The organism is Paenibacillus sp. SYP-B3998, assembly GCF_010820665.1.
Lineage (GTDB): Bacteria > Bacillota > Bacilli > Paenibacillales > NBRC-103111 > Paenibacillus_E.
Genome location: NZ_JAAIKC010000024.1, coordinates 19,931 through 41,733 on the forward strand (window position 1 = coordinate 19,931; position 21,803 = coordinate 41,733).

19 protein-coding genes and 1 pseudogene are annotated in these 21,803 nt (G+C 43.4%); 7 read left to right on the forward strand and 13 right to left on the reverse strand.

The window, feature by feature from the left end; genetic code table 11:
* Nucleotides 1–8: 8 nt before the first annotated feature.
* The 10 genes from GK047_RS28155 to GK047_RS28200 all read right to left on the reverse strand — a co-directional run bounded on the left by GK047_RS28155 (nucleotide 9) and on the right by GK047_RS28200 (nucleotide 11,634).
* Complete coding sequence (locus GK047_RS28155) at nucleotides 9–2,663, reverse strand: acetate and sugar kinases/Hsc70/actin family protein (protein WP_163953963.1); 2,655 nt, start codon at nucleotides 2,661–2,663, stop codon at nucleotides 9–11.
* Nucleotides 2,664–2,691: 28 nt separating this feature from the next.
* Complete coding sequence (locus tag GK047_RS28160) at nucleotides 2,692–3,387, reverse strand: iron-dependent peroxidase (RefSeq protein WP_163953965.1); 696 nt, start codon at nucleotides 3,385–3,387, stop codon at nucleotides 2,692–2,694.
* Nucleotides 3,378–4,655: a normocyte-binding protein gene (locus GK047_RS28165; RefSeq protein ID WP_163953967.1), complete on the reverse strand. Its 1,278-nt coding sequence runs from the start codon at nucleotides 4,653–4,655 to the stop codon at nucleotides 3,378–3,380. The genes GK047_RS28160 and GK047_RS28165 overlap by 10 nt, the downstream gene beginning before the upstream one ends.
* 5 nt (nucleotides 4,656–4,660) lie before the next feature.
* Nucleotides 4,661–6,340 (reverse strand): PP2C family protein-serine/threonine phosphatase, encoded by a 1,680-nt coding sequence (locus tag GK047_RS28170; protein ID WP_163953969.1) that lies wholly within the window; start codon nucleotides 6,338–6,340, stop codon nucleotides 4,661–4,663.
* An 18-nt stretch (nucleotides 6,341–6,358) separates the two neighbouring features.
* The gene (locus GK047_RS28175) at nucleotides 6,359–7,207 is read right to left on the reverse strand and encodes a PP2C family protein-serine/threonine phosphatase (RefSeq protein WP_163953971.1); all 849 of its coding nucleotides are present in this window, start codon (nucleotides 7,205–7,207) and stop codon (nucleotides 6,359–6,361) included.
* Nucleotides 7,204–7,734 carry an FHA domain-containing protein gene (locus tag GK047_RS28180; protein ID WP_163954001.1) on the reverse strand — a complete coding sequence of 177 codons (531 nt, stop codon included), beginning with the start codon at nucleotides 7,732–7,734 and terminating at the stop codon, nucleotides 7,204–7,206. Before GK047_RS28180 ends, GK047_RS28175 begins: the two co-directional genes overlap by 4 nt.
* A 42-nt stretch (nucleotides 7,735–7,776) precedes the next feature.
* Complete coding sequence (locus tag GK047_RS28185) at nucleotides 7,777–8,289, reverse strand: FHA domain-containing protein (protein ID WP_346010403.1); 513 nt, start codon at nucleotides 8,287–8,289, stop codon at nucleotides 7,777–7,779.
* A gap of 107 nt (nucleotides 8,290–8,396) precedes the next feature.
* Nucleotides 8,397–8,837: a J domain-containing protein gene (locus GK047_RS28190; RefSeq protein ID WP_163953974.1), complete on the reverse strand. Its 441-nt coding sequence runs from the start codon at nucleotides 8,835–8,837 to the stop codon at nucleotides 8,397–8,399.
* Between the two features lie 100 nt (nucleotides 8,838–8,937).
* Nucleotides 8,938–9,363, reverse strand: coding sequence for a membrane-associated protease 1 (locus GK047_RS28195; protein ID WP_163953976.1), 426 nt, complete (start codon nucleotides 9,361–9,363; stop codon nucleotides 8,938–8,940).
* Between the two features lie 102 nt (nucleotides 9,364–9,465).
* Entirely contained in the window at nucleotides 9,466–11,634 is a 2,169-nt protein-coding gene (locus GK047_RS28200) for a transcriptional regulator (protein WP_163953978.1), read from the reverse strand.
* A 390-nt stretch (nucleotides 11,635–12,024) separates the two neighbouring features.
* On the opposite strand from GK047_RS28200, the gene GK047_RS28205 reads away from it, so the two are divergent.
* Nucleotides 12,025–14,055: a vWA domain-containing protein gene (locus GK047_RS28205; RefSeq protein ID WP_240344341.1), complete on the forward strand. Its 2,031-nt coding sequence runs from the start codon at nucleotides 12,025–12,027 to the stop codon at nucleotides 14,053–14,055.
* Here GK047_RS28205 and GK047_RS28210 read toward each other — a convergent pair.
* On the reverse strand, nucleotides 14,050–15,000 hold the full coding sequence (locus GK047_RS28210) for a serine/threonine protein kinase (RefSeq protein ID WP_163953980.1): 951 nt from the start codon (nucleotides 14,998–15,000) through the stop codon (nucleotides 14,050–14,052). The genes GK047_RS28205 and GK047_RS28210 overlap by 6 nt on opposite strands.
* Before the next feature lie 558 nt (nucleotides 15,001–15,558).
* Nucleotides 15,559–15,966: a nucleoside-diphosphate kinase gene (gene ndk / locus GK047_RS28215; protein WP_163953982.1), complete on the reverse strand. Its 408-nt coding sequence runs from the start codon at nucleotides 15,964–15,966 to the stop codon at nucleotides 15,559–15,561.
* A gap of 525 nt (nucleotides 15,967–16,491) precedes the next feature.
* Between ndk and GK047_RS28220 the strand changes: the two genes are divergently transcribed.
* Complete coding sequence (locus tag GK047_RS28220) at nucleotides 16,492–16,941, forward strand: hypothetical protein (protein ID WP_163953984.1); 450 nt, start codon at nucleotides 16,492–16,494, stop codon at nucleotides 16,939–16,941.
* A 288-nt stretch (nucleotides 16,942–17,229) separates the two neighbouring features.
* On the opposite strand, the gene GK047_RS29360 is transcribed toward GK047_RS28220, so the two are convergent.
* Nucleotides 17,230–17,400, reverse strand: a complete 171-nt coding sequence (locus GK047_RS29360; RefSeq protein ID WP_205517022.1) for a hypothetical protein — start codon at nucleotides 17,398–17,400, stop codon at nucleotides 17,230–17,232.
* A gap of 347 nt (nucleotides 17,401–17,747) precedes the next feature.
* On the opposite strand from GK047_RS29360, the gene yhbH reads away from it, so the two are divergent.
* The 5 genes and pseudogenes from yhbH to GK047_RS28245 all read left to right on the forward strand — a co-directional run bounded on the left by yhbH (nucleotide 17,748) and on the right by GK047_RS28245 (nucleotide 21,632).
* Nucleotides 17,748–18,905 (forward strand): sporulation protein YhbH, encoded by a 1,158-nt coding sequence (yhbH, locus tag GK047_RS28225; protein ID WP_163953986.1) that lies wholly within the window; start codon nucleotides 17,748–17,750, stop codon nucleotides 18,903–18,905.
* Nucleotides 18,902–20,332 carry a SpoVR family protein gene (locus GK047_RS28230; protein WP_163953987.1) on the forward strand — a complete coding sequence of 477 codons (1,431 nt, stop codon included), beginning with the start codon at nucleotides 18,902–18,904 and terminating at the stop codon, nucleotides 20,330–20,332. Before yhbH ends, GK047_RS28230 begins: the two co-directional genes overlap by 4 nt.
* An 87-nt stretch (nucleotides 20,333–20,419) precedes the next feature.
* The gene (locus GK047_RS28235) at nucleotides 20,420–20,626 is read left to right on the forward strand and encodes a hypothetical protein (RefSeq protein ID WP_205517023.1); all 207 of its coding nucleotides are present in this window, start codon (nucleotides 20,420–20,422) and stop codon (nucleotides 20,624–20,626) included.
* A gap of 187 nt (nucleotides 20,627–20,813) precedes the next feature.
* Nucleotides 20,814–20,924: pseudogene (locus GK047_RS28240) on the forward strand (DNA-binding transcriptional regulator); the annotation flags it as partial.
* A 75-nt stretch (nucleotides 20,925–20,999) separates the two neighbouring features.
* Entirely contained in the window at nucleotides 21,000–21,632 is a 633-nt protein-coding gene (locus GK047_RS28245; protein WP_163953992.1) for a type 1 glutamine amidotransferase family protein, read from the forward strand.
* Nucleotides 21,633–21,803: the final 171 nt, after the last annotated feature.

Sequence of the window (21,803 nt, forward strand, 5' to 3'; positions counted from 1 at the left end):
TCTAGCCTCTATTTCCAACCGTCAAAGAAATCCAGCTCCGATAAATCATTCTCAAAGGCGAAAAATTGCTTTGTCCCCCTGTATAACTGTTCATCTCGCCTTGTAATTGGCAGCACGTGGAAGCCCCACGCATTCGCCTCGGCGAACACAAACAACTTCACTTCGCCGTTGATAATAGAGTCCGTATCATCCTGCGGAATTTTGGTACCATAAGCTTCCTTAATATCTTCATAGCGGATAGGCGTGTAGCTGCTTGCATCACTGGTGTACACATATTTGTGCCTGACTTCTCCGTCTCCGCCCTTCAAATAAAATTCCACCTCGACGGCGCTGAATGGACGGGATACGGAACCTTGCACGTGACTCAGTCTTTCCTGCATACTGATAAGCAGCTTTTCTTGTCGGCTGTGCGTAAAAGCAACGACCGAGTAAGGAACGATCGGCGCATCATTCGTAATGCTCGCTTCGATAATGCCTGCCTTGCGGTCGTTCAAATACCGAATGGCGCCTCGCAAGCAAGCCAATTTCAAGTCTGGAACTTGTCCTGGATGCTCTGTCTTTTGGCGAAACTCAATACTGCGACCTGCTACAAATTCCTTTAAAGCTTCTCGAAATACATCAATCGTACAGGATTGCCCTGTCAGCTTAATAATGGAATAATCCTGAAGCTTTCCTTCCTGGTAATAATCCTCCAGAAACTTGCGCACGATGTCATAGATATCCGCTTTAATCAACTGATTGATTTCCTTGATGTTGAACACTACATTTGGGAAATCATAGACATCCTTCATGACATCGTGATCTGTCAGCGACAAGCACCAGCGATCGACAGCTGTAATTTTCAAATCATTTTCCTGACGGTTGCCGCTGTCTGAATCAAACCGATTGCGGACAATGCCTGTTTTACGGAAAAATTCTTTCTTCATGTTGTCAGCAATTTCCCAAAGGAAATAAAAGTTGCTTCGCACACGCAGGTACTCTTCCCTTGTCCGGTTTTCATACGTTTTGAAGCGAGTCGGGATCAGCTTCTCCGCTTCGCGATAAGCGGCTTCGAAGCCCTCGTACACCGAGCTTACCCCGTATTCATCCACATGCCGATACAGATCAGTTCCCGGAATATCGATCAAATGATCAATATCGGTCACACGCCTGCGGCTGCTGTAATAATCAGCAAACACAATTTTCATAAATTGCATAATTCGGTACGTAATATTGTTCCCGCCATAATTGGTATCGCCGTTCTCATAGGCGGTGTGGATATCGAGCTTGTAGGAAAGGTGACCATCTTCGATCCGAAACCGACAGGAGGAAAGGTCCGTTGTGCCACCTCCACAATCAATAACGAGCGCATTGTACGACTCTCCATCCATGAAGCTGCGCTTTTCTATCTGATCAGCTATCGTATTGTAGAGCACAGCCATGCCTTCATCTAAACCATGCTCAGTCTCAATGTCGTATTCAGGCAAAATAGTGGCAAACATGTCACTGAACTGCGTTCTCAGTTTAACTGGACTGGAAATATGTAAATGCTTAAAGCGACATTTGAACTGGTGCTCCGCCATCTCCACTACATGAGTGATATAAGCTCTCAGAATATCGCTCCTAACAACAGACAAAGCATTCCCCTGCGGGTCCATCAGCTCTTCTGTTTGCTTGTAGTTATTCACCCAGCGTTTAATGCCGTGAAACACGGTAGCATGGCCCGTATAGCCGCTCTTTTTCATCGATTTCAAAGCTTCATAGCCAAAATGATACCGAATCTTTGAAGCATCCGAGCAATCTGCCACGCTCACAACGGTTGGCAGCACCTCAATCCATTCTTCTGTTTTGCGAGTCATATTGGGAAAGGATACGTAGTTGATCCGACCTAACCCGATTCTCCCGTTTAACTGATCGTGAGCAGAAGGGGTGGAGATATACGAGCTGTCAAGGAAAGCACCCGCTGTTGTATTCGAGGTGCCAAAGTCGATGGCAAGCACCACTTCTGTCTCTTCTAGCTCCCTGATATCCAAATCGGCGATTGGAATACGACAGTAGTGGAGATTAACTGGAGGGAGCGGCTTGTCCTGCTGATAGGACTTGTAAATATATTCCGAATCTTGTTTACGAAAAAACAAGAAGCTATAGTTTTTATTGCCGGTTTGATAGAAAGGAATCTCTTTGGACACTCCCAGATAATAAACACCTGACTCCGCTGCATCTCTAATCAGATAGGCAATCCCGCATAACTCCTGATGATCGTTCACGATAAGCACATTCGATTCCGTAAACGTGCTGGGTACCTCGATCCGATACTTATCCCGACTGTCTACCTGAAGACCCGAGTAAAGGGTAAGCCTGGCTGGTACCTTGAGACTGCCATTATCCCGAATGGGCGTATTCAGATAGCGCTTCAGATGAGCTTCGACCCGCTCATGTCCGCCATGCTTAAAGCTTGTGATCAGCAAGCTCTGCTCCGCATTTCGGTATTTCAACACCGTTCGCATGAGCGCCTCTCTATCAAGTGAACCTGACAGCCCTTCGACCAATTTCTCTTTATGGCAAATGCTTCGTAATTGAAGGGTCGTCATCTCCGACAACTCATCACGTGTATAGGTCGCTATATTGCGCTCTTCCCTTTCCATGCTTTTTGGCGAATTCAGCTTGTAGGTATACCCCTTCATGTCACTTTCATCCTCTCTTACTCCCCGTTCAATGCATCGCCATGCGATCGATCCGCATCGTTTCCTCGACATCAATGATGCCAAAATGATGCTCCCAATACGTTTGCGTATGAAAACGCACGGGCAAAAAAATCGCTTTGACCAGTTCCAGCTTAGCGCGTGCGGTTACAGTCTCTTCCTGACCTACATAGAACAGCAGCTCATCCTTCTCTTCGCAGTTCGCATAAATCGTGGAATTCTTGAACAGCTTACGCATCGTATCCTTCAACAGATAAACCGCTTCCCCGGTCTCATACAAGCTGAGAATATTACCCGCCACAACTTCCTGCTCTTCTTTATTCAGCAGCTTCATCTTCTCCCAGATATGACTTCCGAATATCCCTGCCTCCAAATCCCGCAGCACAAACTTGATATAAAACTCACGCTTGTTCATTCCCTGCTGTAAATCCATATCGGCCAGAAAGTGAATGAGAATATCGAACAACGTATGCCGCAGCTCATCTTCTTCCGTGTTGTTAATGTCGAATAAATCCCGAAATATATCATAGAAACGATAGTACGGATTAATTTCCACCGATGGTTCCACCGTTGTCGCGTTCAGTGTTTCATGGCTAAGCTCCATGTAGGGTGAATACACTTTTGCCGGAGAAAAATACAGATCGCGCTTGGCCATCTTGCTGTTTCTAGCCTTGATGACCAAATCCCAAATATAATTCACGTCCATTCTCCTTCGCATTTATATTCAGGGAAGTACATTTGAACCTCAGACACTAGAAAACTCATCAAGTCTTCCACGATAAAGCTTCCACTCCCGCGGTTACCAAAGCGTAATCGCATGACCTTCTTGTCACTTTCCACGCGGACATGATCACTGATGAAAGAATTCATCCCGTAAGTTGCTTGTTTCCCATCCGATCTGTCTATAATATCTATCTGCTCCAGGTCAAGAAACTCGCAAGCTTCGAAGGAATTGACGATTCGGTTAATTTCCCCTTTGGCCCGTACGGTCAACGCTTGCTTGCGGGCAAATCCGCCAGTGAAGCTGTCTTTTCGCTTATTGGACACAAGTCCGTAAGGCAATCTTCCAATTTTGGTAGCGATTGGCTTCGTAATTTTGAACACATTCCATATGCCTGATTTCTCCTGCGGTGATACAACAGTCAATTCTTCTGGCATGCGCTTGATATAGCGGATCAGCTCCGCATCGCCATCAACCAGGTAGCCGTGCTCCGCTCCCGTCTTACGCAAGGACAATACATGTTCGAAATTAACCCGATCTGTCGCCGGAATAGGGAAGCCGACATTTTTGAGCGCTAGTCTTTCTATGTTCCACATGGGCACTATATCTAGCTTCTTGAAGGCTTCAAACTCCTCCAGGTCAACTCGTATTTCCAGAATTTCCTCTTCTGTGCCTACTGCTCCCCTACTACCTGTCCACACCACATTAAAAAACTTGTTCGCATAGGGATGATTAATTGTTTTCCAAGGTGTATTATTTTTTTGAAATACATGATAAAGCTTTTCCAGCTCGCCGATATACGTGCGGTTCTGCTGCAAACGCACTTCGATAGCATAGCTACCAAGCGAAGTAATGAGCTCTCCTTGAAACACTCTTTTCCCTTCCAGCAGCTCTTGAATCTTCCGGTATTGGCATTGCAAAAATACCGTCATGAGCGTGGCTTCTCCTTCAAGGTTCTTCTCATGCAGCAGATGCTTCAAGTCGCAGATTGGCTTATCCCTATCCGCCTCTAGCATCGGATACAGAAACTCGTGAATAGGATCAATGTCTTCCCTTTGGCAAATCGTGACATAAATATCCTGACCTTCCTCACGTTCTTCCACTTCCTTGAATACACGCTCTTCCAGCTGCCTGTTCAGGTCTTCCTGATAGTCTACCAAGTTTAAAAAAACACCCGTCATGATGTTCTTCAAAAGTTTGCGCTGCTCCAGATCATCCATCCTGCTTAACCTATCCAGAATAATATCCTTCATTCGGGTTACTTCCCTCCTTCCTCCTTGTGATCGCTCTTCCCGGCTGGAACCGCCGAATCGCTGGCTGCGTTTGACGGTTTGACCGCTCCGGCCGCTGCCTCAGTGCCAGCGCCCTGAACAGGTGGCGGGGTTATTGGCGGAGTTATCGGCGGGTTTAACTTTTCTTGGGCTTTCGTTAGTTTCCGTTCGACACCCAGCACTTTTTCCAACATGCCGATTTCCTGATACACCTCTTGTGCCATCGCATAGGAAGTAACGGATTGCTCAAAATCTTGAGCGGCGTAGCTCTGGTCGCCTTTCTTCTCCAATTTATCAGCGTCCAGCTGCCTCTTTTCCTTTTGTACCCCAGCCATCTTGGCATTAACGGCATCTAGCTTTCCTGCAAGTTCTTTTTCCCCGTTGTTGAAAGCAGCCTCTGCCGCTTCTTTCTTCGCCTTGGCATAGATTTCTTTGGCACCTTCGTAATCCTGCCCCTGAAACTTCTGGTCGCCTTGTTTCATGAGTGTCGCGACTTCCATGAATGCCCTCGTTTTGCTAATTTGCGCTTCCAAATCCTTGATGTCATAGTCATCCTGAGATCGAGCTTCCTTCAGCGCCTTCTCATAGCTGGTTAACGCCTTCGTATAATCTCCCTCTTTGAAAGAAGTATCTCCATCCACAACAAGCTGTGCCGTTCGCTGCTTTTTCGTCAGCAATTGCGTATGTAGTTTATCTTGTACCTTAATGGAAGCATTCCGTGCTTCACTGTATTCCTTGAGCGCGTTCGGATAGTTACCATCCTGCACGGCGGTATCCCCGTTCTTCTCATGATCAAAAATAGCAGCAACCGCTTCTGCTTTTGCCTTAACAGTACGCGCTTTATAATAGAGGGCTACTCCCCCAAGCAATATTACAGGGATTAGCACCATTGCGATCGTTTTTACAAGTTTCCATCTGTTCTTTGGAGGCTCCTGATACACTTTGTTCGCATAAATAGCTGCGACAGTATAGTTTGGAACAACTCTTTCCTGTTTACTCAGCAGAACATCTTCTAACGTATCGACGAAATCAGACGGCTCTTTGGCTTCTTCTAGAGCATCTAGCATCTCCGCCCCATTCACGCGTTCCCAGATCCCACGGGTACATAACATAAGCACATCTCCGTCGGATACCTTCACCTTACGGGATATACTCGGATTAAATTCCCCTCGTTTCCCCAAATACCACAGCAAATTATTTCTTTCCTCATGCCGCTCCAGCGCATCCTGCGGAATTTTTTCCGCATTAATCATCGTTTGTGTTAAGCTTTGGTCTTTACTTTTCTCCAATAATCTTCCATTTCTAAAATGATACATTCTGGTATGACCCGCAACTGCCCAAATCATTGTCGTATAATTCGTTACGATCATGGTCAGGCTCACTTTACGCCTAACTCTTCTACTTTCGGCATGCAGCATATCATGGGCTTCGCGCAAATAACTTTCGATTGCTCTTCTAGTGAGCTTCGGTCTATGCATAAAATGACCAATAACGGCTTTAACCGCCATTTCGGCGCTTTCCATTTCCGTATCGGAGTCTAGCCCTTGAGCCATGACCCAACAAGCCAGATCGTCATGTTCCGTAAAAGCAAAGTACTCCTTATTTCGGACAAACGTCCCCTCTTCAGACAAAAAGCTCGTTTTGAAATTGCTGTTATCCTTTCTCATCGCTGCCCCCCACTACTTTTACCAGCCTTTTTCCAGGATCACTACAGTCGCATTGTCTTGATGCTTTAACTCTTTTCGTTCAACGGCCTCTATGATTGCCTGGGCAGCATCGTAAGCGGTTATTGGGAGAGACAACAACTGCTCCAATTCCACTTCCGTGAGCGTATTTGTTACGCCATCACTACATAGCAGCACTCTATCTCGCTTCTGTAAATGAATGGGTTCCTTACAAATTTCAATGTTCTTGAATGCTTCATAGCCCAAATAATTGACCAGTTGGTTCTTCTTCGGACTGTCTAGCGCCTCAGCTTTCGTGATCTCACCTGACACATAGCGTTCCTCGAGTACAGATTCCAGAATATCCTTATGGTTGACATCTATAAACTCCCCGTTCCGGAAAATCTTGATTAGACTATCTCCCACAGCTCCCCAGTAAAGTAGCCCGTCAGTAATGATGACTGCCACAAGCGTAGTCCCCCCCTGAACCCCTTTAAGGCTGTGCATAATTTCTGTATTGCTAACGCGCGCTGCTTTGGTGAAATAGCCGGAAATGTCGGAGAGATTGTCCAGCTTCAAAAACTCTTTGACGAACGTGGTTACGGCCTGCGTGCTCGCGATTCGTCCACCAGAAAGTCCGCTAATCCCATCAGCAAGTACAGAAATCGTGCCATGCGGATTCATAATGGTAGAAAAATAATCATCCTGTTCCACACGTTGACCAATGGTTTGCCCATTGCCGATTTCCATCTGCGGATTCGGTTTCCTGCGCATAAGGCATTCCCGGATGACTAGTAATACGAACAAAACAAACGCGAAACTCAATAAAATTCTGTAGGGCGTCGCCCCCATCTGCACAAGTATGCTCATCCTTCTTTACTCGCTTCGTTATCCCATTCAAAATGAACGCCGCATAATGGAATAAACAAAAACTTGCTCTTACCCAGCTGAATCACATCGTACCCCGTCATCTCTACAGGTGTGTACACCGCTTCATTATTATGATAGGCAAGCCCTGAAGCGTCTCCAGGAAGCAGGTAAAAGTTTCTTTTCTTCGGATCGTATACGATAACTGCATGATTACGACGGGAAATCGTATTATCCCCGATAATGCGAATATGCATATCCTCTGAACGGCCGATGAAATTTTTTTCCGCCATAATGCGATAATCTTGCCCAAGCTGTGCGCCTTCAATACAAACCAACCAGCCGGTAACCGCCTCGATCCCTTCGGACTCCCCCAAATATGGCATCGTTTTATCATTTTCAGGAGCTCTTGCCGCTTTAGCATTTTCCGATTTAGATGCCTGTTCCACTACCAAGCTGCAATAGGGGCATACGCTGCCATGCTTTCTCATACTGAACATGTGTCCGTTGGCACACCTAGTCAAACTCATTGTATTCATTCCCCCGTATTCTTCTTCTCTAACTGACTGTTTCTACTGCACAAGCAGCCTCGTATTGGCGATATAGATCATATCTCCCGCTTCGATTCTATGTGGTGTCTCATTCTCTAACACCTGCTTGGTGCCTGCACCTTTTCTTTTAATCCCAACTCCGTTGCGGGAATCCAGATCTTCCAAGTACCAGTTGTTCGATGCAAAGTTCAACACAGCATGCTGCTTACTGATCAAGGATGCATACTCCGCATCCGCTAAATCCACTTCAACCTCATTGTCCACTGCGCTTTTCCCAATTAATAATGAAGTTTCCCCATGAATGTACCATTCCTTGATTTTCTCCCCGTCCTCACTGAGCATAGCCAGTTTGGTAATACCCTCCACTTTTTCTTTCACTTTAAGCAATCGCGTTGGAGGGGCTGGGGATGTCTTGTTCTTTTTCATCAAGAACCTCAAAGCACCAACTACTGCAACTACACCGACAATCCATTTCAGAATGACGATAGAATTCCATATATACGTGTACATTAGCGCTGAAATTGTTACGATCACGATTAAAAAGTCTATTACACTTACCCATGTATTTTTTTTATCTTTTACCCTCAAGGATTCGGCTGCGTCCTGCATATCCAATACCCCCGTTTCCTCATAATGCGGCACTATTTTCTCTGTATGCCAAAATAAGATTCAAATACCTTTGTCGTATCCATTTTATTTGCTTGCTGATTAGACTTCATTCCGCTATCTTGCGATTTCGGATGAAAGCCAAAAAAACGATCGAACGTTTTTTCCATCTCGGTCCGATTGAATTGGGAACTTGCTTTCTCTGCCTGTTCCCCTCGCGCCTTAGAGCCGGAAGCAGAATTAGGGTGAGCCTGTTGTTCCCGCCTCGCCGCCATTCGAGCATCATAGGCTGCTCTAGCCGCAGCATCAGACAGCGTATGGTAAGCTTCATTCACCAGCTTGAACATCATTTCTGATTGTTTGCTACCTGCGTTCGCATCTGGATGATGCTTCTTTGCCATACGTTTGTAGGCTTTCTTAATTTCATCTGGAGTGGCTACAGGATCAATCTCCAACATTTCATAATAAGTTCTCATACCATACCTCCTTACTGATAAAGTAATTACAAAAAATAGGTAAGGGGCTTACGCCCCTTAACCTACTTTTCGTTGTCCATTATAGGCTGTAAGGCATGTCCTAAACGGCGTATCCGCCTTCGATTGTCGTGAATTCGGTTTTGTCTTTCTTTTGCTTAATGAAAATCGTGAAAGAACCTACGCCTTCTGTATCTCCGAAACGCTCGCTGTAATCAACAACAAATGCGTTAGGGAAATAAATTTTTCTGATCACTTGATCAGCAGCGATAACTTCCAAGGTAACTTTTCTGTAGCAATCCGCTTTCTCTGCTGGTACAAGGGACCATAGAGCTAACTTCATCGTATCGTCAGCGCTATCGCCGTCTGTAGCCGTAATGATTTTGCCTGTAATTTTCAGAAAAGCACCTACATCTGTTGATCTTGCGTTAGAATCATCGGGCGTATCTGTGTCGTAAGACACGGTTTGAATGTTGTCCATGCCCAATTCGATTGTTTCTGCACCTTCTACTTTAAGTCTGAATCCCATTGATAAATCCTCCTAGTAATTAATAATTTTTTTAATGCTATGTGAAAGGATGGGGGATGAAGCCCACCATTGACACCTAACTGATTGCAGCTGTTTGGTTCATTATGCTTTGACAGGGGTAGTCCCTTTGGTGATCATGACTTCTAGATTTTTCACGTTGCCATTGAACACCAAATCAATTTGACACATATTGCTCTTATCATCGATCATGAAGCTCATATCATCCCCATCTTGAATGATGGAGTTCGTAAATCCGCGTGTGCCTAACCACTTGCTCTTCTGGCTATTCGGATTGTTACTGAAAAACTTTACAATATTATCATGTTTGAAATCTCCAGTTTGGAAGCGCAGAATACGTTCGATATAGGTACTGACCAATGTTTTGTAAAGAGGGTCAAACCCGTCATCGGCTGAAGCTAAGCTTCTAGCTTTATATACCGTGATTCGCTTAATGTCTTTACCTTGCAGCTGCGCATTCTCAGATGAGAACACGAAACCGAAGTTTTTTCGATTAATCGAATCTTTAATATTGTTCGTGAAGCCTGAGATTTCCTTCGCCATCGTTGTAACCGCTCTAAGCCCATTGTCGCCGGCTTCGATATCGAAACGAACACCCGGAAACTCCCTGCTGACGCTTTTGAAGGATTCCTTCAAATATTCGCTGCATTGGTAAGCAGCGACGATACCGGCACCTACATAAGAAGCACCGATATAAACACCTTCGATCCACAGCTTCAGGATATCTTCCTTCTCTTGCGAGAGCTTGACCCCGTCCTCGGTCTGCAGCATTTTGCTGTCAATGACGACACCAGACTTATCCTTCGGAATAACTGTGAAGTTGGGAATGCAGGGCACTGCGTATTCGCTGTATTCTTTCCTAACCAGTACGCCGCACTTATCCATGTATTTATCAATACCGGAGGTAGCCATACTGTTGAAGGTTGTCTCCTCTCCGGTCTCGAAGCTGAAGAATACCTGCACTTTGTAGTCCTTAACGACTTGAAGTAGCATGGAAAGAGACTCCATCGTGTTGCCATCCTGCTTCGCTACTTTCTCATTCCCTCTGAACCGTTCACGGCTAACCGTCGACGAACCGGAGGACTCTAGTTGTACAGAAGGCACGATGCCGAACCAAATCGTATCTGAGAAATCATTTTTGGAATTGACCGTATTCAAGAATGTTTCCAATCTTGGAATATTGCTGCTTTTTACCATCATGTCCAGCTTAGCGTTCGTAATGATTAACGAAGGCTGCATGCCTTTGTTCTTGGTGGAATACTGATCAAAATACATTTTTACACCTAATATTTTTTCCACCAACGGTTTGACTGTTTTTACGAATTCATCCTTGGCATTTTTGTAAAATTCAAGATAGGTGTTGTAGTTCTGAACTTCGATTTCGGTATTGATGTTACTTTGCAGTGCAGGCAGCGGACAGAATGTCCGAACAACAAGATCCTTGACATAGGATGAAGGCGTATCCGATACGGAATCATAATCATCCTCGAATACGTTGATCAATCCGCTTCCGCTATTGTCATCCATGACAAGCAATTGTGTGCTGTCGCTTTTGGGAGCTTCAATAATCTTCAGCTCACCTGTTTCACCAATGGTCAATTGACCAATCTGAATCGCCTCGGATTGGCTTTCTTCTTGAGAGCCCCCAAGGAGAAGCCTCGTTTTGATATCTTCAATAGCCAGCGGAAGCATCGCCATCACATTGTTGTAGTTTTTACTAGCGTCCTCGAACATGATGTTCAGCTTATCTCCGAGATCCAACTTCTTCGGATCGCCCTCATCCAATTTGTCGTGTTGAGCATACAGATAATGTATCTCTTTGCGCACTTGACGGATATCATCCATAACTTTCTTCGGTGAGATCATATCAAGCAAGTTTTCAAACTTGAAATCCACATTTGTAATGCCTTGGCTTCGTTTCGTATCGATCAATGTAAATAGCATTTTCAAAAAATCGTTGCTCTGATCAATCTTGATTTCAGACACGCTATCATCGGATATTCCCTCTGGCTTTTTCAGCGTATACATAACCTTTTGATTGGCTGCATTAAAAAATGAGTATACGCTAGGCGAGAATTTGTCCAAAAATTCATCAAAACTTTTCACAAGCAAATGTTGATTGATTTCCTTGATCTTGTCATCGCTCAGGCTGTCAATGCCTCTGACATCTCCTACGATGGTCATAAGATCCAATTTTTCTGGATTCATTTCTTCAAAGAGCATAGTTCGATTGGTCTGATTAATTATGTCCATAGTCTGATGTGTCAGCTATAAGATATCGTTAGCTAATTTAGCTTATGAATCTTGTAGCCTACTCCCTTCCAAAGTGTATTTGTGTTGAAAACCAAATATTGGGTACATCATAGATTTTTTTGTTTCATTTTGTCAAATAAAGAAAATTTAATATTATTTAGGTACTTAATACCTATTTAAATGACCTATATTCATGCTATATGCTGTAATAACTTGTATGTTGCAACATACAAGAGAACCCTCCCCTCCCTTCACTATCTCAGAAAAAGAAATATTTGTTGATAATTGTATGAATTTGTATTTTACATATGTTAAAGCATTTCAAATAGTTATTCTGTATGCTTTTTCACATTTCCAAAGAAATTTATGAACGAAAGGGGAATTTTTGCTTTGAGCATTAAAAAAATTAGTTCGTTTCGGATAGCGCCGATGCTTTTATCGTTCGCTGTCTTCTTCGGCGTCTTCTTCTCTTTGCCGGCTGGGTTCTCTCTGGCCAAAGAGGAGACAGAGCCAGGCGTTGATGCTGTTTTCGTGATGGATAGCAGCTATTCGATGAACGCCACAGACAGAGATCGAATCGCTTCGGAAGTGGTTAAAATGTTTATGGATATGAGTGAGGCCGCTCATACCCGAATTGGTTTTGCTGCCTACAACCACAAGATTGTTGAATCACAAGAATTGACTTCATTGGCTACGGAAGAACAAAAGACAATTCTTAAGAAAAAAATCGAGAATTTAAGATTTTCGGGGTATACGGATCTTGGTTTGGGGCTCCGTAAAGGTGCCAATTTAATTCAAACCGGTAAAAATAGTACTTCCCGCCCAATCATGATCCTTTTATCCGATGGGGGTACTGACTTTGGACCTATTTCTACGGGGAGAAACGTCGAGGATTCCAACAAGGATGTAGAAAGCGTTATCAGTGTGGCTCAAAAAGAAGGGTACCCGATTTATACCGTAGGGCTGAACCACGATGGTTCTGTCAACGCTGCCCAACTAGACAAAATTGCCGCGCAAACAGGCGGTGTATCGTTCATTACCGAAAGCGCTGCGGATTTACCGGATATTTTCAATAAAATATTCGCTAAACAAATCCGCTCCGTGCTCGTTCCAGTAGCCACAATCACCGCAACAGGAGACTTACAGGAAGTAACCGTGACGATTCCCAATGGGAGCATCAATGAAGCAAACATCATCTTACTGTCTCAGCATCCCATTACAGAGACGCATCTGTATACAAACGCTAACCATGTTCGATTTTATAAATCCGAGAAATACTCGCTTATGAAAATGCCCCAGCCACAGAAGGGTACTTATCTGCTGAAATTCAAGGGGAGTCCTGGCGATCTTGTGAAAATTAATGCCCTTCATAACTACAACGTACGTGCAGGTCTTGAACTGCCTCAAGTCGTCAAAGGAATTCCCGCTGCCATATCTGCCTTTCTCCTTAACGAGACTGACGGAAAAAAACTAACGGATGCTGATATCTACCAAACTTTAAAAGCAGAGCTTATTATCAAGGATTTAAGCACGAATCAAGAGCAGCGACTGCCGATGTCGCTTAAAGATAACGGCTTTTCTGTAGAAACTACCTTTCTCCATTCTGGAAAATATCAGGCCAGCCTATTACTCAGCGGCCCCGATTTCTATCGGGAAGCTAGCTTGCAAGAATTTGAACTAACCAACACGTCGCCGGAGGCCGTTGGAGACGGGAACATCTTGTTAACCAGAGAAGACGGGATCGCTACCCTTGATCTTTCGTCCTATTTTCGAGATGTGAATAAGGATAAGCTTAGCTACACGATCGACTCGATTGGCAATGAAAAGCCTGCTAACTATTCGATCAATAACGACGGGTTTCTTCTTATTTCACCCGCTCGCACAGGGGAATCGATTTTAAAGCTAACGATAAAGGACCCTGAGGGAGGTACCATTACTTCTAGCCTACACGTTACCATTCGCTCCATCTGGACTCGCTACATCATTATCGGGACTATTGTACTAGGCATACTGCTTATTGCCTTCCTCATCTGGTTGATGCTTCGCCCTAAGCCCAAATTTGTCGGACGACTTGAGGGCTACTTCTTAAATACAGCAAGCGGAAACGATGTTCCCGTTAAGTATTGGCCTTTGCCCTCCTTTGAAAAACAAAGGACGATCCGTCTTAGCGATCTATTCGCCAGCCTGGACATTAATGAACCTCTACCCGAAACAGAACGTATTACCATCCAAGCCGGAAAACAGGGTACTCTCTTGTTCAAGCACAATACGCGATGTTCCGTGGAAAAAGGAAAACTACCAATTCCTAAAAATAAAGTAGAAATCCTCCGTTATAACGATAAAATTTACATTACCTTCGAAGACCATATCACGGAAGTAGAACTTCGTTATAAAGAAATAAAACCCAGCACCCTGTCATAGACGGGGGTTGGGTTTTTCCTTTTTATTAGACTTGCCTATTCGTAATTCAAGGCATTTTAAACGATAATACTCCACATACAGTGCCGCCTTCATTAACCTGAGGGAAGGGCATCTTTGGGCAGATTTCACAGCCAATCCCCACATAATTATTGAAGATAACACGAAACCCACTCTTTTGTTAAGCGCTCTCACAGAGGGGATGTCATCTTGAAATAGTCTTTGGGATACATCCATGGGCGCGTGACCCGTCAGAACCTTGTAGATAATTGCTGCAAAACTAAATATGTCCGATATTTTCCCTTGGGCGGATTTTTCAGAATACAACTCAAGCGGTGAAAATCCTACCGATGTCATAATTGGATACTTGGAACCTTTGTCCGGAATGAGGGCAGAACCGAAATCTATCAATTGTGGGCTTCCGTCCTCAAGCATGATTACATTTCCCGGTTTGAGATCACGATGTATAATTCCATGTCCATGCATGTATTCAATAGCTTCTAATAAGGGGATTAGCGTGTCTTTCAATCTATCTGACATTGCCATCGGATTATCTGCAAGGATACTGCTCTCCAGGGTCTGCCCCTTGCAATAAGAGGTTACAAGATAGTTGGTTCCATTTTGCTCAAAATCGTTGATATATCCTACAATGTTCTTGTGCCGTAATTGTTGTAGGATCAGAGCCTCTTTACGGAAAGCATCTCGCAGCTTATCAAACTTTGCTTTACTCGATTGCATTTTGTAAATAACTGTCCTATTATCCATATCCCTCATCGCTAGGGCTTGGGGATAATACTCCTTGATGACTACAACCTCTCCGCTTTCAATATGACAACCGAGATAAACGATAGACAATTCGCTTGACGCCATATATCCAGTAAGTTTGTAAGTATCGTTCAGTAAACTGTTTATCTGCAGATGATTACCACAGTGGTTTTCTTGATTCATGAAAATGACTCCTTCGTTTGATGCTGGTTCGTTTTGCAAGTAATGCACAAATCTGATTTTCATGCCCACTGTAAATTAACCAAAAGAAGATACCTCAGGTGAATTTGACGAATCGAAACATACCAAGCTCAAGAAATGATTGCTTTTTATCTTCATTCAACCACGTTATTGGGGAACTATGCAATACCTCCAACTGTTAAGACAGTAAGTACTCGACTGAAACCACAAGCTTTAGCCCTCATTTACAAGGGTCCGTCGCAATTTTCAGTGGCACAGATCAGCAACCAACCCAGGGTGCGGGCAAGGGCCAAGGTGCAGGTGATCAAGCGGTGAGGATTACTATGAAGCCAAGGTCGAAACCTCACTTCAATGCGCTAATTATCTGATGGACACCTCCGGGTCCATGGGTATTTCAGAAATAACTAAAAAGTCTGCTTGATCTCCGATGCTTGGTCGCAGGAGGCTAGGCAGACTTTTTGATTACGTTTTACTTTGTGCAAACATGTCGTTCACATGCAATGGGCCTTGGATGTAGAGTTCGGGAAACACACACACCGTTTACTTACTGCTAAAAAATAATTGAATTTCTCGACTCGCGTTATCCGGTGAATCGGAGCCATGGATAATATTAAATGCGACATCGAGCCCATAGTCTCCCCGGATCGTTCCAGGCAGTGCTTCCGCCGGATTCGTGGCTCCAATTAAGGAACGTGAATTCTGAACAGCGCCCTTCCCCTCAACAATCATGGCAAACACTGGACCTGAAGTAATATAGTCAACCAGCTCGCCAAAAAATGCTTTTGCTTTAAGATGGCCATAATGGGTTTCAGCGGTTTCTCTCGAAATATTCATCAACTCGGCTTTAACTAGCCGCAGACTTTTTTTCTCAAATCGGGTAACAATCTCCCCAATTAGTCCCCGCTCCACCCCGTCAGGCTTAATCATGATAAATGCTTTCTCACTCATCTGCTTCGTCTCCTCACATTTTTTGTTTGATCTGCACCCTCAATATTCAACAATTATGTTTTTTTTCTTACTGTTAAACTACGAAAGATCTCAATGCTCAATCATAGGTTTCTCTTATCTTAACCACAACTATTGAAACTCGCTGTAATTTATCTCACACTTTGATGATTTGGAACCCTTACATGGACTTTTTTCATTTCACATCCCGAGGAAACATTCTATTTGGAGCCTTCAACATTTCTCAACACGCTTTCCCTTTGTCACATAATGGACAAACGAAAAGCATGTGTCTAGCATTGATCAAATCGCAAGGTTTATTCGTACTAATTGATTCATATCAAGGGTTTTTGCGGTTAGTATATACGACAGATACGCTCAAACCCAAACAAGAAGCGGAAGATTCTGCGTGTTGAATCCTCCCAAAGAACCTTTTTTACCAAATATTTACGTGTAAATGATTTACTAATATACCAAACCGATATACTATTAGACATGAAATACATAACTATTTGGGAGGCTATTAGAATGAAAACACTAGTCAGGAATACCGCCGTTATCGTGGCATTAGGTGCCTTAATCGTATCCGCACTGCCAGTTGTAGCAATGGCCGCGTCCAGCACAGCCCCAAGTTATTCTTTAATAACAACTCAATCTTATGGCGATATCAAAAGAGTGCCTGTCAGTGATAATTCTAATGTAGGTTGGGTCGCTTATGTCCTCGATGGCAACACCCATAAATACATTGTTAATTTGAACGGCGCACCTTACGGTGCACGCAAAACCATCCTTACCAATCAAGCCGTTCCGTATGGCTGGGCATTTACGACCTATGACGGAAAAACGCAAAATATTTTAAATCTCAACGGCGCTCCCATTGGCAGCATTGATAGTGTTTTAGACAGCTCTCCGATTCCTAGCGGCTGGGTTGTAATTGCCAGAAACAATGGAATCAAATCGATTAAAAAAGTTTCGTAATCAATCGTATTTTCAAAGTAAACATTGTGTATCAATTGAGCAAGCAAACAAAGGACGAAAGAGACGGCTTTGGCTGTCTCTTTTTTTATTTCCGCATTAACTCCCAATAGAGCTTCCGAAAATTCATATAAAATTATAGCTTTGCAGTGCTGCTGAACCGAGTAAAAATAGAAAAGTACCTACGTCCTACTGAGATGTTATCAAACCAATTTTGATTGATTAGGACTCCAAAATAAAAAGCTGCTCAAGCTCATCATTTAGCGACGAGAAGAGCAGCCCCCCAGTTGCTTAAACTTGATTTTTAGGGATACCATTTAAGCTAGGGACGTAATCAGCGGCATTGTCACTCGTTAGTGTTTGCGCTTCTTCGGTGAAATTAGCGTTATTCTGCTGATTATCTTTCTTATCTGCTCGGTTATCTTCGCGATCATATTTGGGATCTGCGTCATTTTTGGGCATAGTATTCACCTCCATCGTCTCACACTTAGTATGAGACGATTTCTTGCATTTTATCCCAGTTTTCGAACTACGAAGCCCTTAATCCATCGTTAAACGTCCAGAATTCCTCATTCCTGCCTTTATCCATTAGTGAACATATGTTTGGTATTCAAATTAATAAAACGCCTCAGAAACGATTGCAAACGAGCAAATGGTCGATGGGCAATAAAAAAAACAACCCGTTTTACATAAAAAGCAACTCGTTCACATAACCTTCCTTCACTTGAATATAGTTAGTAATAAGCTCATATCAACGAAAACTAATGTCTATCTGGCTTGGATTTTAATATTTCCAGGAGGTGTCCCGCATGACAGAACCCTTATTTATCGTTTCCCGCGAGGATTGGTCGCTGCACCGCAAAGGATACCAGGATCAGAATCGTCATCAAGAAAAGGTGCGAGAAGCAATCAAGCAGAATCTGCCTGATTTGGTGACTGACGAGAGTATTGTCATGTCCAATGGCAAACAAGTCGTGAAGGTCCCTATAAAAAGCCTTGATGAATACCGTTTTCGCTACAATTACAGTAAAGGAAAACACGTCGGCCAGGGTGACGGCGACTCGCAGGTTGGCGATGTGCTTGGCACAGATCCGCAACCAGCCCAAGGCGCGGGCAAGGGCCAAGGGGCCGGTGATCAAGCCGGAGAGGACTACTACGAAGCCGAAGTTAGTATGGAAGAGCTTCAGAATATGCTGTTTGCGGAGCTTGAGCTGCCTAACCTACAGCAGAAAGAAAAACGCAATATGACGACAACCGAAGTGATTTTCAACGATATTCGCAAAAAAGGCATCATGTCGAATATCGACAAAAAACGTACCATTATAGAAAATCTGCGCCGAAACGCCAGGACCAGCGATCCTGGTATTCATCATATTTCTCCCGATGACCTTCGCTTCAAAACCTGGGAAGAGGTCGAGAAGCCGCACTCCAATGCGCTGATTATTGCCATGATGGACACCTCTGGCTCCATGGGCTCCTTTGAGAAATACATCGCCCGCAGCTTCTTTTTTTGGATGACCCGCTTCCTTCGGACGAAATATGAGAACGTCGAGATCGTCTTCATTGCCCATCATACGGAGGCCAAAGAGGTTACGGAGGAAGAATTTTTCACAAAAGGGGAAAGTGGAGGCACGATCTGCTCTTCCGCCTATCAAGTAGCGATCGATATCATCGATAAACGCTACCCGCCATCGCAATTTAATATTTATCCTTTCCACTTCTCAGATGGAGATAATTTGACCTCGGACAACGAACGTTGTGTGAAGCTCATCTCCCAATTATTGGAGCGCTCTAACATGTTCGGTTACGGGGAAGTCAATCAGTACAATCGGAGCAGCACGTTGATGTCAGCTTTTCGCAACATTCATGACCCTAGATTTCTTCATTATATAATCCGTGAAAAAGGTGAAGTGTATAAAGCGCTCAAAACCTTTTTTACCAATCAGGAAGGAGTGACGGCTCCATGAGCAAGTCCGAGATCCAACAGCTTGAATATGCCATTGCAGAAATTACAGAAATCGCTGATGGCTTTGGTTTGGACTATTTTCCGATGCGCTATGAAATATGTCCAGCCGAGGTCATTTACACCTTCGGCGCTTACGGGATGCCGACCCGCTACAGTCACTGGAGCTTCGGTAAAAATTTCCATCGCATGAAGACCCAATATGATCTAGGACTTAGCAAAATTTATGAATTAGTTATAAACTCCGATCCCTGTTATGCTTTTCTGCTTGATGGGAATTCTCTCATCCAGAATAAGCTCATTGTTGCGCATGTTCTTGCACATTGCGATTTTTTCAAAAATAACATTCGCTTTTCTAAAACCAACCGCAATATGGTGGAAAGCATGTCTGCAACAGCGGAACGCATTCGTCAGTATGAAATCGAACATGGCACCGATGAAGTCGAGCAATTCATCGATGCGGTACTGGCCATTCAGGAGCATGTCGATCCGGTGCTTACTCTCTCTTACGACCAATCTAGAAAACGCCAAGAAACGCATAAAGCGACTACCCCAACTGCTCGCTCCGAGGCTACTTATGGCTATGAAGATTTATGGGGACTTGATGAAAAAGAACAATCAGCGGACACGGATAAAGAAGATGCAAAACGTTTTCCAGTAAGGCCAGAAAAAGATATTTTGCTCTTCATCGAAGAGAATGCGCCTTACATGGAGGAATGGCAGCGTGATATTTTGACGATGCTACGCGATGAGATGCTCTATTTCTGGCCGCAGCTAGAGACGAAAATCATGAACGAAGGCTGGGCTTCGTACTGGCATCAGCGCATTCTGCGTGAGCTCGACCTGAACGAAGAAGAAACCATTGAGTACTCCAAACTAAATTCATCGGTCGTTGTACCGTCTCGGCACACGCTGAACCCTTACTATCTGGGACTTAAGATATTTGAGGATATAGAGAAACGTTGGGACAATCCAACGGAAGAGGAAATCCGTAGGGACGGCCGTAAGCCAGGCGAAGGTCGCCGCAAAATGTTCGAAGTACGAGAATACGAATCTGACACTTCATTTATCCGTAATTACATGAACAAACCGCTTGTGGAGGAGCTCGATCTGTACGTTTTCGAGAAAAAAGGACCTGAGTGGAAAATTACTGATAAAACTTGGGAGAACATTCGCGATCAACTCGTGTACTCTCGCGTTAATGGAGGTTTTCCTTACATCGTCGTTGAAGACGGCGACTATCAACGCACTGGGGAACTGTACCTCTCCCACGCTTTCGAAGGGGTTGAACTTGACCTGAAATACGTGGAACGAACGCTTCCTTATATTTACAAGCTCTGGGGTAAACCCATTCATATGCATACAATCGTGGAGGATAAACCAGTGTTGTTCAGCTATGACGGAAAAAAACATCATCGCCGTTTCTTATAAAAGCCTTTCTTAAACAAGTGGAAATTCGACAACGCTAATCGACGGACTTAGATGAAAATACTTTGTAGGAGCTGACACAAGTTGATAATGAATATATTATTCAATATGAAGCCGATTACTGTTCATTTCATTGGTACCGATCACAAACTAATTCCTTCCCTCATTCATGCCCTGCGTAATAACAAATTCACCATTATGAATCTCGTCCATTCGTTGGAACGAGTAGATTTATTCAGTTCGGAAGCGATACTGTATTCCAAAGATGGGAATAAAGCAAGAATTCCGATTTTTTAGGCAAAGCTGTACATAAGTGAACAAAAGGCTATTTTTGTAAGTTAACCACTTACAGGGCAGCCTTTTTTCTTCGTTCATTTCTATTCATATCCTACGAATATTCCGAGAAACGGCTCCTCATTTTGAGCGAGCCTTCTGACTATGTACACCATAAATAAAAAAAGAGCGCAGGAGATTTTTCCCCGGTGTGCAAAAAGATTTGATGCATACATATATACCTTATTTACTTTTACCGTACGGTAAATCTATTCAAGTTATTGAAGTTCTGTCGGAATTAATAAAATTTCATCAAATATAATAACTTCCCTGACGTTAGCTGTCAGGGAAGTTATATTATGATAGGCTATATCAATTGTGATTGGAGTGTTATTGGATGCAAACAAAAAAAGTTTATCTTTATGTATTTAATACAATGTCAGACTGGGAATATGGATATTTAATTGCTGAACTAAACTCTGGAAGATATTTCAAAAAAGATTTAGCACCTTTAAAAGTAGTTACAGTAGGAGCTAATAAAGAAATTATTACTACGATGGGAGGACTGAGCATAAAACCAGATATTACCCTTGAAGAGTGTACTCTTGAGATTAAAGATCTTTTAGTTTTACCTGGAGGGAATACTTGGGGAGAAGATATTCATCAACCTATCTTGATAAAAATTGGCGAAGCTTTAAAGCTTGGCACTATTGTTGCTGCAATTTGTGGTGCAACTGTGGGACTAGCGAATATTGGATACCTAGATTCTAGAAAGCATACAAGCAATAATTTAGAGTATACTAAAATGGTCTGTCCTAATTATAAAGGAGAAAAATTTCATGAGATAGGACCTGCAGTATCTGGTGAGAATTTGGTTACTGCATCAGGAGTAGCTCCTCTGGAATTTGCGATGGAAGTACTGAAAAAATTAGATGTATTTGCACCAGATACATTGCATTCATGGTATAACCTAAATAAGACTCATAAACCTGAATACTTCTTCCAGTTAATGAATTCAATAAATAGATGAGCTAAATAAATCAACTTAGCAGCTTTATATTAGTTAAAATAATTGAGCTTGTCCCAAAAGTAACAATTAAAGATGTGCGGGACAAATCCAAGCGTTAAAAAAGTTAATAGTTAAACGGAAAAGGAGCTAAGCGGCTTGTATGTGCTTAGCTCCTTTGTTTTTGGCGTCCAC

Coding starts and splice junctions, on each gene's coding strand:
- GK047_RS28195 (WP_163953976.1), bottom strand. CDS start 9,363: ATGGGATTCAGACTTAAAGTAGAAGGTGCAGAAACAATCGAATTGGGC.
- GK047_RS29360 (WP_205517022.1), bottom strand. CDS start 17,400: ATGCCCAAAAATGACGCAGATCCCAAATATGATCGCGAAGATAACCGA.
- GK047_RS28200 (WP_163953978.1), bottom strand. CDS start 11,634: ATGGACATAATTAATCAGACCAATCGAACTATGCTCTTTGAAGAAATG.
- GK047_RS28230 (WP_163953987.1), top strand. CDS start 18,902: ATGAGCAAGTCCGAGATCCAACAGCTTGAATATGCCATTGCAGAAATT.
- ndk (WP_163953982.1), bottom strand. CDS start 15,966: ATGAGTGAGAAAGCATTTATCATGATTAAGCCTGACGGGGTGGAGCGG.
- GK047_RS28165 (WP_163953967.1), bottom strand. CDS start 4,655: ATGAAGGATATTATTCTGGATAGGTTAAGCAGGATGGATGATCTGGAG.
- GK047_RS28180 (WP_163954001.1), bottom strand. CDS start 7,734: ATGAGTTTGACTAGGTGTGCCAACGGACACATGTTCAGTATGAGAAAG.
- GK047_RS28170 (WP_163953969.1), bottom strand. CDS start 6,340: ATGAGAAAGGATAACAGCAATTTCAAAACGAGCTTTTTGTCTGAAGAG.
- GK047_RS28245 (WP_163953992.1), top strand. CDS start 21,000: ATGCAAACAAAAAAAGTTTATCTTTATGTATTTAATACAATGTCAGAC.
- GK047_RS28160 (WP_163953965.1), bottom strand. CDS start 3,387: ATGGACGTGAATTATATTTGGGATTTGGTCATCAAGGCTAGAAACAGC.
- GK047_RS28210 (WP_163953980.1), bottom strand. CDS start 15,000: ATGAATCAAGAAAACCACTGTGGTAATCATCTGCAGATAAACAGTTTA.
- GK047_RS28190 (WP_163953974.1), bottom strand. CDS start 8,837: ATGAGAACTTATTATGAAATGTTGGAGATTGATCCTGTAGCCACTCCA.
- GK047_RS28220 (WP_163953984.1), top strand. CDS start 16,492: ATGAAAACACTAGTCAGGAATACCGCCGTTATCGTGGCATTAGGTGCC.
- GK047_RS28155 (WP_163953963.1), bottom strand. CDS start 2,663: ATGAAGGGGTATACCTACAAGCTGAATTCGCCAAAAAGCATGGAAAGG.
- GK047_RS28175 (WP_163953971.1), bottom strand. CDS start 7,207: ATGAGCATACTTGTGCAGATGGGGGCGACGCCCTACAGAATTTTATTG.
- GK047_RS28235 (WP_205517023.1), top strand. CDS start 20,420: ATGAATATATTATTCAATATGAAGCCGATTACTGTTCATTTCATTGGT.
- yhbH (WP_163953986.1), top strand. CDS start 17,748: ATGACAGAACCCTTATTTATCGTTTCCCGCGAGGATTGGTCGCTGCAC.